The sequence below is a fragment of the Bradyrhizobium sp. 2TAF36 genome, assembly GCF_052114925.1.
Classification (GTDB): domain Bacteria; phylum Pseudomonadota; class Alphaproteobacteria; order Rhizobiales; family Xanthobacteraceae; genus Bradyrhizobium; species Bradyrhizobium barranii.
In genome coordinates this window covers 22,918-38,621 of sequence record NZ_JBFRFR010000051.1, presented here as the reverse complement: position 1 = coordinate 38,621, position 15,704 = coordinate 22,918, and the positions used below count along the sequence as shown (strand labels likewise).

The 15,704-nt window shown below is 65.1% G+C and carries 14 protein-coding genes; 7 read left to right on the top strand and 7 right to left on the bottom strand.

From position 1 onward, the window contains the following. Nucleotides 1-242: 242 nt before the first annotated feature. The 3 genes from AB4Z51_RS27555 to AB4Z51_RS27545 all read left to right on the top strand — a co-directional run bounded on the left by AB4Z51_RS27555 (nucleotide 243) and on the right by AB4Z51_RS27545 (nucleotide 3,611). Nucleotides 243-2,153 carry a propionyl-CoA synthetase gene (locus AB4Z51_RS27555; RefSeq protein ID WP_085400945.1) on the top strand — a complete coding sequence of 637 codons (1,911 nt, stop codon included), beginning with the start codon at nucleotides 243-245 and terminating at the stop codon, nucleotides 2,151-2,153. Nucleotides 2,154-2,413: 260 nt separating this feature from the next. Further along, entirely contained in the window at nucleotides 2,414-2,683 is a 270-nt protein-coding gene (locus AB4Z51_RS27550) for a hypothetical protein (RefSeq protein ID WP_085400946.1), read from the top strand. A gap of 181 nt (nucleotides 2,684-2,864) precedes the next feature. Beyond that, the gene (locus AB4Z51_RS27545; RefSeq protein WP_135215751.1) at nucleotides 2,865-3,611 is read left to right on the top strand and encodes an OmpW/AlkL family protein; all 747 of its coding nucleotides are present in this window, start codon (nucleotides 2,865-2,867) and stop codon (nucleotides 3,609-3,611) included. 305 nt (nucleotides 3,612-3,916) lie between these two features. On the opposite strand, the gene AB4Z51_RS27540 is transcribed toward AB4Z51_RS27545, so the two are convergent. Next, the gene (locus AB4Z51_RS27540; RefSeq protein ID WP_085400950.1) at nucleotides 3,917-4,612 is read right to left on the bottom strand and encodes a DUF1013 domain-containing protein; all 696 of its coding nucleotides are present in this window, start codon (nucleotides 4,610-4,612) and stop codon (nucleotides 3,917-3,919) included. Nucleotides 4,613-4,877: 265 nt separating this feature from the next. On the opposite strand from AB4Z51_RS27540, the gene ispH reads away from it, so the two are divergent. Genes ispH through rnhA form a run of 3 tightly spaced genes read left to right on the top strand, consistent with a single transcriptional unit; the run spans nucleotide 4,878 to nucleotide 7,297 of the window. After that, nucleotides 4,878-5,846 carry a 4-hydroxy-3-methylbut-2-enyl diphosphate reductase gene (ispH, locus tag AB4Z51_RS27535; protein ID WP_441498367.1) on the top strand — a complete coding sequence of 323 codons (969 nt, stop codon included), beginning with the start codon at nucleotides 4,878-4,880 and terminating at the stop codon, nucleotides 5,844-5,846. A gap of 6 nt (nucleotides 5,847-5,852) precedes the next feature. Further along, complete coding sequence (locus AB4Z51_RS27530) at nucleotides 5,853-6,836, top strand: homoserine kinase (protein WP_085400952.1); 984 nt, start codon at nucleotides 5,853-5,855, stop codon at nucleotides 6,834-6,836. Beyond that, nucleotides 6,833-7,297 (top strand): ribonuclease HI, encoded by a 465-nt coding sequence (gene rnhA, locus AB4Z51_RS27525; protein WP_135215750.1) that lies wholly within the window; start codon nucleotides 6,833-6,835, stop codon nucleotides 7,295-7,297. Before AB4Z51_RS27530 ends, rnhA begins: the two co-directional genes overlap by 4 nt. A gap of 159 nt (nucleotides 7,298-7,456) precedes the next feature. Here the strand turns inward: rnhA and AB4Z51_RS27520 are convergent, their stop codons facing one another. From AB4Z51_RS27520 to AB4Z51_RS27495, 6 genes are all read right to left on the bottom strand, one after another. Next, nucleotides 7,457-7,942: a peroxiredoxin gene (locus tag AB4Z51_RS27520; protein ID WP_007597501.1), complete on the bottom strand. Its 486-nt coding sequence runs from the start codon at nucleotides 7,940-7,942 to the stop codon at nucleotides 7,457-7,459. A gap of 96 nt (nucleotides 7,943-8,038) precedes the next feature. After that, on the bottom strand, nucleotides 8,039-8,593 hold the full coding sequence (locus AB4Z51_RS27515) for a DUF924 family protein (RefSeq protein WP_085400955.1): 555 nt from the start codon (nucleotides 8,591-8,593) through the stop codon (nucleotides 8,039-8,041). A 16-nt stretch (nucleotides 8,594-8,609) separates the two neighbouring features. After that, entirely contained in the window at nucleotides 8,610-10,295 is a 1,686-nt protein-coding gene (locus AB4Z51_RS27510; protein WP_085400957.1) for a long-chain fatty acid--CoA ligase, read from the bottom strand. Nucleotides 10,296-10,486: 191 nt separating this feature from the next. Continuing rightward, complete coding sequence (locus AB4Z51_RS27505; RefSeq protein WP_135215749.1) at nucleotides 10,487-11,956, bottom strand: D-alanyl-D-alanine carboxypeptidase family protein; 1,470 nt, start codon at nucleotides 11,954-11,956, stop codon at nucleotides 10,487-10,489. Nucleotides 11,957-12,132: 176 nt separating this feature from the next. Further along, nucleotides 12,133-13,929: a glucan ABC transporter ATP-binding protein/ permease gene (locus tag AB4Z51_RS27500; RefSeq protein ID WP_085400960.1), complete on the bottom strand. Its 1,797-nt coding sequence runs from the start codon at nucleotides 13,927-13,929 to the stop codon at nucleotides 12,133-12,135. Between the two features lie 91 nt (nucleotides 13,930-14,020). Further along, nucleotides 14,021-15,070 carry an ABC transporter substrate-binding protein gene (locus AB4Z51_RS27495; RefSeq protein WP_085400962.1) on the bottom strand — a complete coding sequence of 350 codons (1,050 nt, stop codon included), beginning with the start codon at nucleotides 15,068-15,070 and terminating at the stop codon, nucleotides 14,021-14,023. A 227-nt stretch (nucleotides 15,071-15,297) separates the two neighbouring features. On the opposite strand from AB4Z51_RS27495, the gene AB4Z51_RS27490 reads away from it, so the two are divergent. After that, entirely contained in the window at nucleotides 15,298-15,675 is a 378-nt protein-coding gene (locus AB4Z51_RS27490) for a hypothetical protein (RefSeq protein ID WP_071909294.1), read from the top strand. Nucleotides 15,676-15,704: the final 29 nt, after the last annotated feature.

The following is a 15,704-nucleotide window of genomic DNA, read 5'->3' as shown; positions in this document are numbered from 1 at the left end:
GTGGCCACCCCTCTCTCCCGCTCTCCCCCGCAAGGGGGAGAGGGCTCACCTTTGTCGTGGCTCCAGCTTGCTGCGATGGCCTTTCTTCCCTCCCTCCCAAAGACCCATCCTTTTCAGCTTGAACCGCGGCCCGTTCCCGGGAAAATACCTCTCAAACAACGCCGGCACTTGATCCCTGTCATGGCGGGACGCTCGTCCTGTCGGTCAAGTCAAGGCTAGGCGAAAGGGATGGGAGCGCGGGAATGAACGTCAAGGGAACGAGCCTCTATCACGAGGTCCATGCGCGCTCGCTGGCTGATCCCCAGGGCTTCTGGGCCGAGGCGGCCACGGAGATCGACTGGATCGAGCCGCCGAAGACGATCTTCGATGCCTCGCAGGGCGTCTACGGCCGCTGGTTCATGGGAGGCGTCGTCAACACCTGCTACAACGCGCTCGACCGCCATGTCGAACGCGGCCGCGCCGACCAGGTCGCGCTGATCCATGATTCGCCGCTGACGGGCTCGGTCACCAGGTTCACCTATGCCGAGCTATTGGGGGAGGTGCAGGCGCTCGCCGCCATCATGCAGGATTTTGGCGTCGCCAAGGGCGATCGCGTCATCCTCTATATGCCGATGGTGCCGGAGGCCGTCGTCGCGATGCTCGCCTGCGCGCGCATCGGCGCGGTGCACTCGGTGGTGTTCGGCGGCTTTGCCGCCAAGGAACTCGCCACCCGCATCGACGACGCTCAGCCGAAGCTCATTCTCTCCGCAAGCTGCGGCATCGAGCCCGGCCGGATCGTGCAGTACAAGCCGCTGCTCGACGAGGCGATCAAGCTTGCGAGCACGAAGCCGAAGGCCTGCATCGTACTGCAACGTTCCCAGCATATCTGCGACCTCACACCGGGCCGCGACTACGATTGGGAGAGCCTTCGCCGCAAGGCGATGAACGACGGCAAGAAGGCCCCTTGCGTGCCTGTCGCCGCCACCGATCCGCTCTACATCCTCTACACCTCAGGCACGACCGGCATCCCCAAGGGCGTGGTGCGCGACAATGGCGGCCATCTCGTCGCGGTCAAATGGTCGATGTTCAATCTCTATGGCGTCAAGCCGGGCGAGGTCTGGTGGTGTGGCTCCGACATCGGCTGGGTGGTCGGCCACAGCTACATCATCTATGGCCCGCTGCTGCATGGTGCGACGTCGATCATGTACGAGGGCAAGCCAATCGGCACGCCCGATGCCGGCGCGTTCTGGCGCGTCATCAGCGAGCACAAGGCGGTCGCCTTCTTCACCGCACCGACGGCGTTCCGCGCGATCCGCAAGGAGGATCCGGAAGGCAAGTTCATCCGGCAATACGACCTGTCGCAATTCCGCACGCTGTTCCTCGCCGGCGAGCGCGCCGATCCGCCGACGGTGGAATGGGCGGAGCAGCAGTTGAAGGTGCCGGTGATCGACCATTGGTGGCAGACCGAGACGGGCTGGTGCATCGCCGGCAATCCGGTCGGTCTCGGCATGCTGCCGGTGAAGCATGGCTCGCCGACGGTGCCGATGCCGGGCTACCAGGTCGACGTCGTCGACGAAGCCGCAAAGCCCGTCGGCCCCAACACCATGGGCTCGATCGTCATCAAGCTGCCGATGCCGCCGGGTTGCCTGCCGACGTTGTGGAATCAGGACGCGCGCTTCAAGGACGCCTACCTCACTGAATTCCCCGGCTACTACAAAACCTCGGACGCCGGCTACAAGGATGAGGACGGCTATGTCTTCGTGATGGGCCGCACCGACGACATCATCAACGTCGCCGGCCACAGGCTCTCCACCGGCGGCATGGAGGAGATTTTGGCCTCGCATCCGGACGTCGCCGAATGCGCCGTGCTCGGCGTCAAGGACGCGATCAAGGGCGAGGTGCCCTGCGGCTTCCTGGTGCTCAAGGCCGGCGTGAAGCGCGCGCCTGCGGAGATCGAAAAGGAGATCGTCGCGCTGGTGCGCGACAGGCTCGGCCCCGTCGCCGCCTTCAAGCTCGCCATCACCGTCGGCCGCCTGCCGAAGACGCGCTCGGGGAAGATCCTGCGCGGCACCATCAAGAAGATCGCCGATGGCGAAGCCTGGACCATGCCGGCCACGATCGAGGATCCCAAGGTGCTGGACGAGATCGGCGAGGCGCTGAAGGGCAGGGTGTGAGGCGATCTCCGCTGTCATCACCCGCGAAAGCGGGTGATCCAGTACGCCGCGGCCGGAGTTGTGTGACCCAATGACCGCCGCGGAGTACTGGATTCCCCGCCTGCCGCCTACGCTAAAGCTTCGGCGCCCCTGGACCTCAACCCCGGCGAAGCCTTGGCGTAGCCGGGTCGCGGGGAATGACAGCGCGTGGAGAACGACGCCCAGGGACTTACAATCTCCTCATTCCGGGCTAAACAGGGCCGGCCAACAGGGGACCTCGTATGCCACTCGCCACCGCGCCGCGCCTGCTTGTCGCCGTGCTGCTCGCCATCGCTGTCTCCGCCTGCTCCGCGCGCTACCAGACGCCGGTGGCGGTGGGCGGTGACGATGACGACGCGGTCTGTCAGAGTCGCGGCTATGCGCAGGGCTCGCCCGAATACGTGGCATGCCGCAAGGACCGCGACGTCCAGCGCAACGCTGCCACCGCCCGGTCCGACCGCCGTCAGCGCGATCTCGGCGAGTACATGCTGAACCATCCCGAGCGGCCGTGACATCGGCTACGGAATTATCCTGCGCATTCATTCGCGTTTCTCGTGACACATCGGCAACGCCACAACCAAATCGTGTCGCGTCAGTCCTGATTTGATCGGCGTCAAATCCATCACCATCCCCTTTCTGCTCTGACGCTGATGTCGCGCAACGACGCGCGAGAGATGGCTGAAGGGGAATGCAATGAACGGAACGACAAAAAACCTGGCGCGGCTTGCGACGGTTGGCGCGATGCTCGTGGGGACTTTTGGCTCGGTGCAGGCGGCCGATCTGCCTGTCTATAAGAAGGCACCGCCGCCGGTAGAAGCGTTCAATCCGTGGATGGTGCGTCTGCGCGTGCTCGGCGTGTTGCCGGATGCCGGTGGCTCAACCGTCAATGTCGCAGGCGTGCCGTCGCTGTCGTCGCCGAATTCCGGGCTCTCGATCAGCGACCAGGTCGTGCCCGAGCTCGACATCAGCTATTTCTTCACCAAGAACATCGCGGCCGAGCTGATCCTCGGCGTGACCAGGCACTCGATCAGCGGCAACGGCTCGCTCGCGAACCTGCCGATCGGCAAGACCACGCTGCTGCCGCCGACGCTGACCTTGCAATATCACTTCGACAATTTCGGCGCGTTCAAGCCGTATATCGGCGCCGGCGTGAACTACACCGTGTTCTTCAACAATTCGGCTGCCAATGCGCCAGCCGCCATCGTCGGTCCGCCCGCGATCGTTGCCACCACCACCAGCGTGCACGTCAGCAACGCCTGGGGCGGCGCCGTGCAGTTCGGCTTTGACTACATGCTCGACCGGCACTGGGGTCTCAACGTCGACGTCAAGAAGCTCTGGCTGCGGCCGGATTACTCAGCGACCGTCAGCGGCCTGCCGGTCACAGGCACCGCGCATATCGATCCGTGGCTGGTCGGTGGTGGTGTGACGTACAAGTTTTGACGCGTTGTTTGAAGACGAGCTGTGGCCGCGGTTGACCCTGCGCTCCCTCCCCCCTTGCGGGGGAGGGCGGGGGAGAGGGGCAGCCCAGCAAAAGGCGCGAGAGAGCTTCGCCAGACGCTTTGAATTGATGGAGGAAGTCCCCGTGGGGCAACCCCTCTCCCTAACCCTCCCCCGCAAGGGGGGAGGGGACTGCAGCTTGCGTGTGGCTGCATCTGTGCCGATCGCGAGGGTCTCCGCAAAACAAAAACGCGGCAGGTTTCCCTGCCGCGTTCGAATTGCGTTCGATCGTAACCGGGAGCGGAGCCTTACTCCTCCTCCTCGTCCTGCTTCTTGCCGCCGAGCGTCTTCAGCTTGGCGAACACGGCGTCGACGTTGAGATCGTCGTTCGATCGCTCCGCCGGCTCGAACTCGTCCTTCTTGGTGGTCTCGGAGGCCGGCAGCAGGGTGGCGCCGCCATAGGCTGTGTCGATCGGCTTTTCCTTCGCCGCGCGCGCCACTTCGAAATCGAGCTCGATCTGCGAGCAAAGGCCAAGGGTCACCGGGTCGATCGGGGTCAGCTGGGAGGTGTTCCAGTGGGTGCGGTCGCGAACGCTGGCGATGGTGCTCTTGGTGGTGCCGACCAGGCGCATGATCTGGGCGTCCTTGAGCTCTGGATGGCTGCGCAGCAGCCAGAGGATGGCGCTCGGGCGCTCGTGGCGGCGGGAGACCGGGGTGTAGCGCGGGCCCTTGCGCTTGGGCTGGGGCGGCAGCACGACCTTGCTCTCCTGAAGGCGGAGCCGGTAATCCGGGTTCTTCTCGCCCTTTTCGATCTCCTCGCGGGTCAGCTGGCCGTTGGAGAGGGGGTCCATGCCCTTGATGCCCTGGGCAGCGTCGCCGTCGGCGATCGCGCGCACCTCGAGGGGATGCATCTTGGTGAAATCGGCGACCTGGTCGAAGGTCAGCGCGGTGTTGTCGAGCAGCCAGACGGCGGTCGCCTTGGGCATCAGAGGTGCGTTGCTCATGGCAAATCTCCTTTGTGCTTCGCCCACCCCTCTGGAGGCGAAACCGGTGGTCATCAGCGATGACAGGGAATTCGCGCTATATAAGCCCGGAGGGGCTAGCCACGCAATGGTTCTGCTATAGATAGTGCCTTGACAGAGCCCGAAAGGGGGCCCAATTCCCTTGGAAGCGCCTGTAAAGTCCTAGCAGACCCATTAAAGCCCAATTCCATCCATTGACCGCCCCCGCCAGAAGGCGAAACGGGTGATTCGGTCCCGAGATCGCTCAATGTCAGCCAAACCAGACCTCAAGATCGTGCTTTGTTCTCCCCGCGGCTTCTGCGCCGGGGTGGTCCGGGCGATCGACACCGTGGAACGGGCGCTCGATAAATACGGCGCCCCCGTCTATGTTCGCCATGAGATTGTGCACAACAAATACGTCGTCGACGGGTTGAAGAAGAAGGGCGCGATCTTCGTCGAAGAGCTCGCCGAAATCCCGGAAAACACCACCGCGCCGGTGGTGTTCTCGGCCCATGGCGTGCCGAAATCGGTGCCGGCCGACGCCACCTCCCGCAATTTGTTCTCGCTGGATGCGACCTGCCCGCTGGTGACCAAGGTGCACYGCGAGGCCGCGATCCACTTCAAGCGTGGCCGCGAGATCTTCCTGATCGGCCACTCCCACCACCCCGAAGTGGTCGGCACGCTCGGCCAGCTTCCGGTCGGCGCCGTAACCCTGATCGAGACCGCCGAGGACGCCAAGACCATCGTCCCGAAGAACCCCGACAACATCGCCTTCGTGACGCAGACCACGCTGTCGATCGACGACACCGCGGAGATCGTGGCGCTGCTCAAGGAGCGTTTCCCGAACATCAACGGCCCGCACAAGGAAGACATCTGCTACGCCACCACCAACCGCCAGCTCGCGGTGAAGAAGGTGGCGCCGGTGGTCGACGCCCTGATCGTGGTCGGTGCGCCGAACTCGTCGAATTCGCAGCGCCTGCGTGAGGTCGCTGAGCGCGAAGGCTGCGGGATCGCGGTACTGGCGCAGCGCGCCACCGACATCGACTGGACCAGGTTTGGCAACATCAAGAGCCTCGGCATCACCGCGGGCGCGTCCGCGCCGGAAGTGATCGTCGAGGAGATCATGGATGCGTTCGCCGAGCGCTACACGCTGCATGTGGAGACGGTCTCGGCCGCGGAAGAGAACGAGTTCTTCCCGCTGCCGCGCCAGGTGCGCCCCGAAGCCGCCGCCGAGTAGACTTTTATGGCGGTCTACACCGACGTTGCCGCCGACGAGCTTGCGGATTTCCTGAAGCAATACGATCTCGGCGAATTGCTCTCCTACAAGGGCATCGCCGAGGGCGTCGAAAACACCAACTTCCTGCTGCACACCAGCAAGGGCTCGTTCATCCTCACGCTCTATGAGAAGCGCGTGGCGAAGACCGACCTGCCGTTCTTTCTCGCGCTGATGACGCATCTCGCTGAGCACGGCGTCACCTGCCCGCTGCCGGTGAAGGCCGGGGACGGCGAGGCGTTGCGCGAGCTGTCGGGCCGGCCGGCCGCGATCATCACCTTTCTCGAAGGCGTCTGGCCGCGCAAGCCGAACGTGGCCCATTGCGCCGGCGTCGGCGAGGGGCTGGCCAGGATGCATCTGGCCGGCGCCAATTTTGCGATCAAGCGTGGCAATGCGCTGTCGGTCTCCGGCTGGCGGCCGCTGTTCGACGCGGCGGCAAGCCGCGCCGACGAGGTCCAGCCGGGCCTGCATGCGTTTCTCGCCGCCGAGCTCGACTATCTCTCGAGCGGGGTCTGGCCGAGCAATCTGCCGGAGGGCGTGATCCACGCCGATCTCTTCAACGACAACGTCTTCTTCCTCGGCGACAAGCTCTCCGGCATCATCGACTTCACCTTCGCCTGCAACGACATGCTGGCCTATGACGTCGCGATCTGCCTGAATGCCTGGTGTTTCGAGCCGGACCATTCGTTCAACGTCACCAAGGCGCGCGCCTTCCTCAATGCCTATCGCCGGGTGCGAAAACTCTCCGAGGCGGAAGAAGCCGCGCTGCCGCTGCTCGCGCGCGGCGCCGCGATCCGCTTCCTGCTGACGCGGCTGGTCGACTGGCTCAACGTGCCTCCGGGGGCGCTGGTCAAGCCCAAGGATCCGCTGGAATATTTTCGCAAGCTGCGCTTCCACCAGAGCGTTTCCAGCGTGCGCGACTACGGGCTGATGCCGTCAGGACTGGTCGCGTGAGCGAGCTTCCCCTCGTCACGATCTATACCGACGGCGCCTGCTCGGGAAATCCCGGGCCCGGCGGCTGGGGCGCGATCCTGAAGTTCGGCGACAAGGAAAAAGAGCTGAACGGCGGCGAACGCCACACCACCAACAACCAGATGGAATTGATGGCGGCGATCTCCGCGCTCGAAGCGCTGAAGAAGCCGTGCACCGTCGATCTCTACACCGACAGCCAGTATGTGCGGCAGGGCATCACCGGCTGGATCCACGGCTGGAAGCGCAACGGCTGGCGCACCGCCGACAAGAAGCCGGTGAAGAATGTCGAGCTATGGCAGCGCCTCGATGCGGCGCTGAAGCAGCACGAGGTCCGCTGGCACTGGGTCAAGGGCCACGCCGGGCACCCGGAGAACGAGCGCGCGGATCAACTGGCGCGCGACGGGATCGTGAAGGCGCGGTTGCAGCAGCGGGTGGCGGAGTAGGCGACGCGCTGTCGGCGGCGTCGCCCGGTTTCGTAGGGTGGGCAAAGCGAAGCGTGCCCACGGCTTTTTCTCAATCGAGGAAAGATGGTGGGCACGGCGCTGACGCGCCTTTGCCCACCCTACGGGACTTCCTGCTTGGAAGGAGCCGGGGCCTAAAGCTTACAGCTGCCCCAGCAGCGTATCGCCACCGGAGACCTCGACCTTGCCGGGCATCGCTTCGAGGTTCAGCTTCTTCACCACGCCGTCCTCGACCAGCATCGAATAGCGCTTGGAGCGGATGCCGAGGCCGTTGCCGGAGGCGTCCAGCTCCATGCCGATCGCCTTGGCGAAGTCGGCATTGCCGTCGGCGAGGAAGATGGCCTCGTCGCGCTGGTCAGTATCGCGCTTCCAGGCGTTCATGACGAAAGCGTCGTTGACGGAGACGATGGCGATGGTGTCGACGCCCTTGTCCTTCATGGCATAGGCGTTGAGGAAGATGCTCGGCAGATGCATCTTGTGGCAGGTGCCGGTGTAGGCGCCGGGCACTGCGAACAGCGCCACTTTCTTGCCCTTGAAGATGTCGTCGGTGGTCTTCACCTGCGGACCCTCGGCCGTCATCACGCGGAATTTCGCCTCGGGCAGCTTGTCGCCAGTCTGGATCGCCATCGTCAGTCTCCCTGAAAATCGGTCCCGCTTTTTAGACCGTGCGGCGGCGCTGCACAACATTGGCGGCGAGGGTCGTGGTCCTTCACCGTTATGTCATCAGCCGGCAAAACCGCCGGCGTCGAGGAAGGCCTGTTCTTCCTCGGTGGTGGCGCGGTCGAGCAGGCGGTTGCGGTGGGGAAAGCGGCCGAACCGCTGGATGATGTCGGCGTGCTCCCGCGCGTATTTCAGGTTCTCGGCATTGTCTGTGTTCTGAAACAGCGCGACGCAATGTAACTGGTCGGGCAGGTGCTCGGAATGCATGAAGGGCAGATAGAGGAATTCGAGCAGGATGGGATCGATCCTGCGATCGACGCCCCGATCGATTGCGCGGCGGGCGACGTCGCGCGCCGGCGCGTCGCTGGCAAAGGCTTCCGGCGTGCCGCGAAACATGTTGCGGGGAAACTGGTCGAGCGCGATGATGAGCGCGAGCGCGCCCTCGTCGCTTTCTTCCCAGGAGGCCAGCTCGCCGGCGGTCGCCCGCTTCCATAGCGGAAGAAAGCGACGCCCGACCTCCGCGTCGAAAGCGTCGCTGCGCTTGTACCAGCGCTCGCGGCCGGCCTCGCGCCAGAAGGCGAGAATGCCTGATGGCGTGATGTCGCCGACGTCAGTCATGAACCCAAGGCGCGGCTTACGCCGCCTCCGCCTTCTTCTCGTCGCGGAGCTGCCGGCGCAGGATCTTGCCGACATTGGTCTTCGGCAGGTCGGTGCGGAATTCGATGTGCTTGGGCACCTTGTAGCCGGTGAGCTGCTCCTGACAGAACTTGATCACGGCTTCCGCGGTGAGGTTGGGATCCTTCTTCACCACGAACGCCTTCACCGCCTCGCCCGACTTGGAATCGGGGATGCCGATCACGGCGCATTCGAGCACGCCCGGATTGCTCGCGATCACTTCCTCGATCTCGTTCGGATAGACGTTGAAGCCCGAGACCAGGATCATGTCCTTCTTGCGGTCGACGATCTTGGTGTAGCCCTTCTCGTCCATCACGCCGATGTCGCCGGTGCGGAAATAGCCGTCGGCGGTCATCACCTTGTCGGTCTCTTCCGGCCTGTTCCAGTAGCCCGACATCACCTGCGGGCCCTTGGCGCAGATCTCGCCGGGCTGGCCGAGCGGGACTTCGTTGCCGTCGTCGTCGCGGATCGAGATCCAGGTCGAAGGCACGGGGATGCCGATCGATCCCGAGAACTCGGTCGTGGTCGCGGGATTGCAGGTCAGTGTCGGCGAGGTCTCCGAGAGGCCGTAGCCTTCGGCGATGAAGCAGCCGGTCACGGCCTTCCACTGCTCGGCGACGGGGCGCTGCACCGCCATGCCGCCGCCGTTCGAGATCTTCAGCTTGGAGAAGTCGAGCTTCTTGAAGTCGGGATGGTGCATCAACCCGTTGTAGAGCGTGTTCACGGCCGGGAAGCTGTTGACCTGGTACTTCGCCAGCTCCTTGACGAAGCCCGCGATGTCGCGCGGATTGGGGATCAGCAGATTGCAGCCGCCGGCGCGCACCGCGAGCAGGTAGCAGGCCGTCAGCGCGAAGATGTGATAGAGCGGCAGCGCGCAGACGATCATCAGCTGATCGACATGCGGCGGCGCGGCGAGTGCCGGCTGGAGCCAGGCGTCGTTCTGCAGCACGTTGGCGACGATGTTGCGGTGGAGCAGGGTGGCGCCCTTGGAGACGCCGGTGGTGCCGCCGGTATATTGCAGGAAGGCGACGTCGCCCGGCGACAGCTTCGGCTTGTTGAACGTCAGGCTGCGGCCGGCCGATACCGCGTCGTTGAAGGACACCGCGCCTGGCAGCGACCAGGCCGGCACCATCTTCTTGACGCGGCGGACGACGACGTTGACGATCATGCCCTTGAAGCCGAGCAGGTCGCCCATGCTGCCGACGATGACATGCTTGACTTGCGTCTTCGCGATCACCTGCTCGACCGTGTGGGCGAAATTCTCCAGCACGATGATGGCTTCGGCGCCGGAATCCTTGAGCTGATGCTCGAGCTCGCGCGGCGTGTAGAGCGGGTTGACGTTGACCACCGCGAAACCGGCGCGCAGCACGGCAGCGGTCGCGACCGGATATTGCAGCACGTTCGGCATCATGATCGCGACGCGGGCGCCACGTTGCAGGCCACGGCCCTGTAAATAGGAGGCGAGCGCCAGCGACATCTGGTCGAGGTCGCGATAGCTGATCGCCTTGTCCATGCAGATGAATGCCTTGCGGTCGGCGAACTTGGCGAAGCTCTCCTCCAGAAGGTCGACCAGCGATGCGTATTGGGTCGGCTCGATATCAGCAGGGACGCCGGGCGGATATTGCTTGAGCCAGATGCGCTCCATGGAAAACTCCCCTCAATTTACCAGAGCCCGTTGTGTCTCGGGCTTGCCTCATTGCGGCCAGTATCGAGCCTGCCGGAACGGGTGGCAAGCCGGTCGAGGCTTAGGACAAAGGTCAGGGAGTGGCTACTGGAATTGTCGCAAGCCGCTCTGCCGCAGGTGCGAAGCGCGGGCGCGGCTTGCGATGGGTGCCGTTAACTGTTGTTGGCCGGCTTGGCGGCGGGCTTGGTCGCGGCCTTGGGCTTGGCGGGCTTGGCCGCCTGATCGCCGCCTGCCGCAGGCTTCTCGGCGGGTTTCGCCGCCGCATCGTGCTTGGCCGCGGCATGCTTGGTCCCGGCCGGCTTCGCAGCGGACTTGGTATCGCTCTTGGCGTCAGGCTTGGCGGCAGCCGGCTTTGCCGCCGCCGTCTTGGCATCCTTCGGCTTGTCGGCTGGCTTGTCGGTCGCGTCGGGCTTCCTGGCGACGCGCGACTTCTTGCCACGCGGCTTTGGCGTGGCCTGCTGGTCGGCATCGGCCGCGACCGCCGCGATCAGGGCAGTGCCGGTGCGGGTCGGGCCGGTATAGACCAGCACGGGCTCGGCCGCCGCGGGCGCCGTGGCCATCAGCTCGGAGGCCTTCATCAGGGGCGGCTGAAGGCCCGCGGTGAAGAAGGTCACCTGGGCTTCGCCGCCGGTGGCGGAGGCCGATCCGGACGTGCCGCCATTGGTGGCGATCAGCGCGTCGTCATCGTCGCTGGCCGGCCGCTTGCGATGACCGCCGCACATGTCCTCGCGCAGGTTCGGCGGCGAGGCGTCGACCGGCACCAGCCTGTCGACGGTGCCGAGCGAGGGGCGGAGCCAGGTAAGATTGTCCTGGCTGAAGCCGCGCTCGAGCAGCTGCGCCGCCTTCACCGCACGCGCAGTGCCGGAGTTGGCGCCGAGCACGACGGCGATCAGCCGGCGGCCGTTGCGCGTGGCCGACGCCACGAGATTGTAGCCGGAGGCGCAGATGAAGCCGGTCTTGAAACCGTCGGCCCCGGGGTAGCGGCCGATCAGCTTGTTGAAATTGCCGGTGACGCGCTTGCCGAAGCGGATTGCCGGGATGTGTACGAAATATTCGTATTCCGGCAGGTCGCGCAGGAACGAGCGCGCGAGAATGCCGAGGTCGCGCGCGGACGTGATCTGGCCGTCAGCGGGCAGGCCGTTCGGATTGACGTAGCTCGTCTGCGTCATGCCGAGCTTCTGCGCGGTGTCGTTCATCATCGCCGAGAAGCCGTCGATCGAGCCGCCGACGCCTTCGGCGAGCACCACGGCCATGTCGTTCGCCGACTTCACCATCATCATCTTCAGCGCGTTGTCGACGGTGAGCTGCGTTCCCGGACGGAACCCCATCTTCGACGGCGATTGCGAAGCCGCCGTCGGCGACACCGTGATCAGCGTGTCGAGCGTGAGCCTGCCGTCCTTCACCGCCTTCAGCGTCACGTAGGCCGTCATGATTTTGGTGACGGAGGCCGGATACCACGGGATGGTCGCGTTCTCGGCCTGCAGCACCTTGCCGCTGTCGGCTTCGATCAGCAGCAGTGCTTCGGCGCTGGCCGTGCGCGGCGCAAGCAGCACCGCGGATGCGAGGGCCGCGGCGAACAGGTTGAACAGGGACTTGCGAAGCAGCGGGCGAAGGGCGTGCACTATCCGATTCCGGTCCTTGGAGACCCGCCGGTTCCGGTCGGCTCTCGTGATCTGATGTTCGGTTCTGAAATCCGGCGCCGCCGCTTGCGGCGTCGCAAACCTATACCGGCTTGTGCGTCGAGAATAGGGGCTTCGGCCGGGTATTCCGTGATGAAATAGGCCGAATTTCGACGATGCTATGGGGACTTGACCGCAGTCGCCGCAGCCTCAGCGGCCGTCACGCTGGCCCGTGCATTTTCCTGAACCATGAACTGGGCCCTGGCGAGCTCGGCAAAATGGCCGCCTTTGGCCACGAGTTCATCGAAAGTTCCGCTTTCGATCACGCGGCCGTTCTCGAACACCAGGATCCGCGTGGCGTTGCGGATGGTGGAGAGACGGTGGGCGATCACGAACGTGGTACGTCCCTTCATCACTTCGTCGAGAGCGGCGTTCACCTTGGCCTCGGTGACGGCGTCGAGCGCGCTGGTGGCCTCGTCCAGGATCAGGATCGGCGGATCCTTCAGCAGCGCGCGGGCGATCGACAGCCGCTGGCGCTCGCCGCCGGAGAGCATGCGGCCGCGCTCGCCGGCGTTGGTCTCGAAGCCGCCGCTGCGCTCGATGAATTCGAGCGCCTGCGCGCGCTCCGCGGCCTTGCGCATCTCCGCTTCGGTCGCATCCGGCTTGCCGACGTGCAAATTCTCCGCGATCGAGCGGTTGAACAGCAGCGCCTCCTGGAACACCACGCCGATGTTCCGGCGCAGCGACGTCAGCGTCACGCCGCGGACGTCCATGCCGTCGATCCTGATGAAGCCGGACTGCGGATCGAAGGCGCGATGCAGAAGCGCGATCGCGGTCGACTTGCCGGCGCCGGTCGCACCGACCAGCGCGATGGTCTGGCCGGGCAGCGCGGTGAAGGAGAGGTCCTCGACCGCCGGCCGCTTGCCGTCATAGGAGAAGGTGACGTCGTTGAATTCGACGAGGCCGGAGAGCCGCCCCGCATCGATCGCGTCGGGGCGGTCGTGGACTGTGGGCACGGCGTCGAGCACGTTGAAGAACTCGCGCAGCCGCGGGGCTTCCATGAACACGTTGTTGATGAAGCTCACGACCTGCTCGAGCTTCTGGATCAGCATCGTCGCGAAGCTCACGAACATCACGATCTCGCCGACGGAGGTCAGCCCCTGGTCGTGCAGCGCGATGCCGAGCGTGAAGATCGCGAGCACCGTGATGGTGGTGGAGGCGCGCGTGATGACGGTGACGAGCGCCCACCACGACAGCACCGGCATCTGCGCCGCGAGCAGGTCATCAGCGACGGAGCGCAAGCCCTTCACCTCGGATTCGACGCGCACAAAACTCTGCACCAGCGCGACGTTGCCGAGCGCGTCGGAGGCGCGCGCGGAGAGCTCGCTGTAGTGCTCCTCGACCTGCATCTGCATGCCGAAGGTTCGGCGCACGACGAAGGTCGTCAGCGCGGTGAAGACGACGCAGAGCACGAACAGCAGGACCGCGAGCCGCCAGTTCAGGTAGAGCGACAATGGCAGCAGCACCACGACCGACAGGATCGCGGCAAAGTGCTCGCGGAAGAAGCCGAGCCACAACCGCCACAGCGCATCGGTGCCGTTGAGCATCACCTTCATGAGCCGGCCCGAATGGGTGCCTGAGTGGAAGGTCAGCGGCAGTTGCAGAATATGCTCGAAATAGTCGGTCAGCACCGCTTGGCGCTGGCGGTGGGAGAGCCGGTCGGCTTGCAAAGCCACGATCGCGCTGCAGCCGATGGTGAACAGCCCGAACGCCACCCAGGCCAGCAGGAACGGCCAGGCCGAATTCGACCCGGCGACCGACTTGCCGGAGAGCACGTCGACGATCCGGCCGAACAGCACGGGTTCCGCGAACTGCGAGGCGGCGAGCAGCAGATTGGCGAACGCCAGCAGCCAGCCCAGCCGCGCCTCCTTGCCGAGCAGCTCGAGAACGCGGGTGTAGAGGCTGAAAATGGACATGCGGGCGAGGAACTCAGGCGGATCGAACGAGGTGAGTCCACATTCTAATCAGGGATCGCCCGCGAGATACAGCGGAAGCTGCGGGTTTTGCTCAGTTGATCAGTCGTCCCGCGACCGGCGGCAGGAACCGGTCGTCGAAGATATCGCCGGCCGCCGGCCGTTTGCGAAATTTGAAATCCTGCGCGATCTGGTCGATCGAGCGGTCCAGGCGCGCCGGGTCGATGCCGCCGAGGCCGTTGCGCTTGACCTCGTCCGTCAGGATGTTGTCGATGAGCACGCTGCGCAGGCGTTCCCGCTCGAGGTCGCGGTCGCCGTCGTCGATCCGGCTCGTGGCTTCGTCCGCCGCACGGGCCGGCTCTTTGATGGTCGCGTTGACGCCGGCGATCAATGCGCGGACGAAGCCCTTCACGGCGTCGGGCTTCGCGGCGGCGAAAGCGGGGTTGGCCACAACGGCGAAGCCGTAGGCCTCGCAGCCATAGTCGGCATAGCGGAGTACCACGAGATCGCCACCGGGCACGCCGCGGTCGCGCAGGTTCACCGCCGAGAGATAGCTGAAGCCGGCGACGGCATCGACCTGGCCCGCGGAGAGGAGCGGCTCGCGGACCGCGGCGCTGATCTTGTGGAATTTCACTTGCGACGCGTTGATGCCGTTCTGCTGCGCCAGCGCCGGCCACAGCCGCATCGACAGATCGCCGTCGGCGACGCCGACGGTCTTGCCGTCGAGGTCGGGCAGCAAGTGAATGCCGCGGCTCCTGCGCGCGACGATCGCGTAAGGCGCGCGATTGAACAACACGAACACGGCTTTGACCGGCGCCGCATCGTCCTTGTCGCGAAAGCGGATCAGCTCGTTGATGTCGACGAGCGCGAGCTCGCTGTCGCCCTTGGCGACGCGCGCGAGCGCCTCCGGCGATCCGGTGGCGCTCTTGAAGGACACGTTGAGACGCTCGGCGCCGAAATTGCCGTCCTTCGCGGCAAGGAAGAACGGCGCCATGCTCGCATCGACAGGACGATCGAATGTGAAGTGGATCGCGGTGGACGGCGCAGCAGTCTCGGCCGCGCTGACGTCGCGCGCAGCCAGCGCGGCGAGCGAGATTGCAATGGCCAGCAGGCCGCGAAGGGCGATCGTCTTGAATGCAAACATCAGTGGCGCCGGTCCCGCATTGTTGTGGTTTCGTGACGCTCGCAGCGCCGGCCAGCGACGAGCCTGCGCGCGCCAACATGAACGGCGGATGAGCGGGGGTTGCGTGATCATGACGCAACCCCGTTCAGCTTCTGTTGGGGTTCCGGAACCCAACATGGGCTGCGGGTGTTTGAAAGACATGAGCCTGTCGTCAGGCACCATTCGAGGTCCCAAGGAGGGTCCAGGACATGTTTGACCGATTTTCGAGATTTGCCGGCCGCAAGGCCGTCTTTGCCACCGCCGCGGTGCTGGCGCTGACCGCGGTCGCCCCGACCGCCTCATACGCAGGCGGCCGCCACTGGCATGGCGGTGGCGGCGGTGCTGCGGCTGCCGCGGCCTTTGCCGGCATCATCGGCACCGGCCTTGCGATCGCTGCGACCCGTGACGCCTACGCTTATGATTACGGTCCGGGTCCGGGTTATGGCTATTACGGCGGCCCTGCCTATTACAGTGGCCCCGCCTACGGTCCTTACTACGGCCCGGGCCCGAACTACCAATATCAGCGCTATGGCGGCACGGCTCCGTCGGAGCTCTGTGGCCAGGGCTACATGCAGAACTGCTACTAGCCTTGGCTACCAAGTCCTTGGCTACCAAG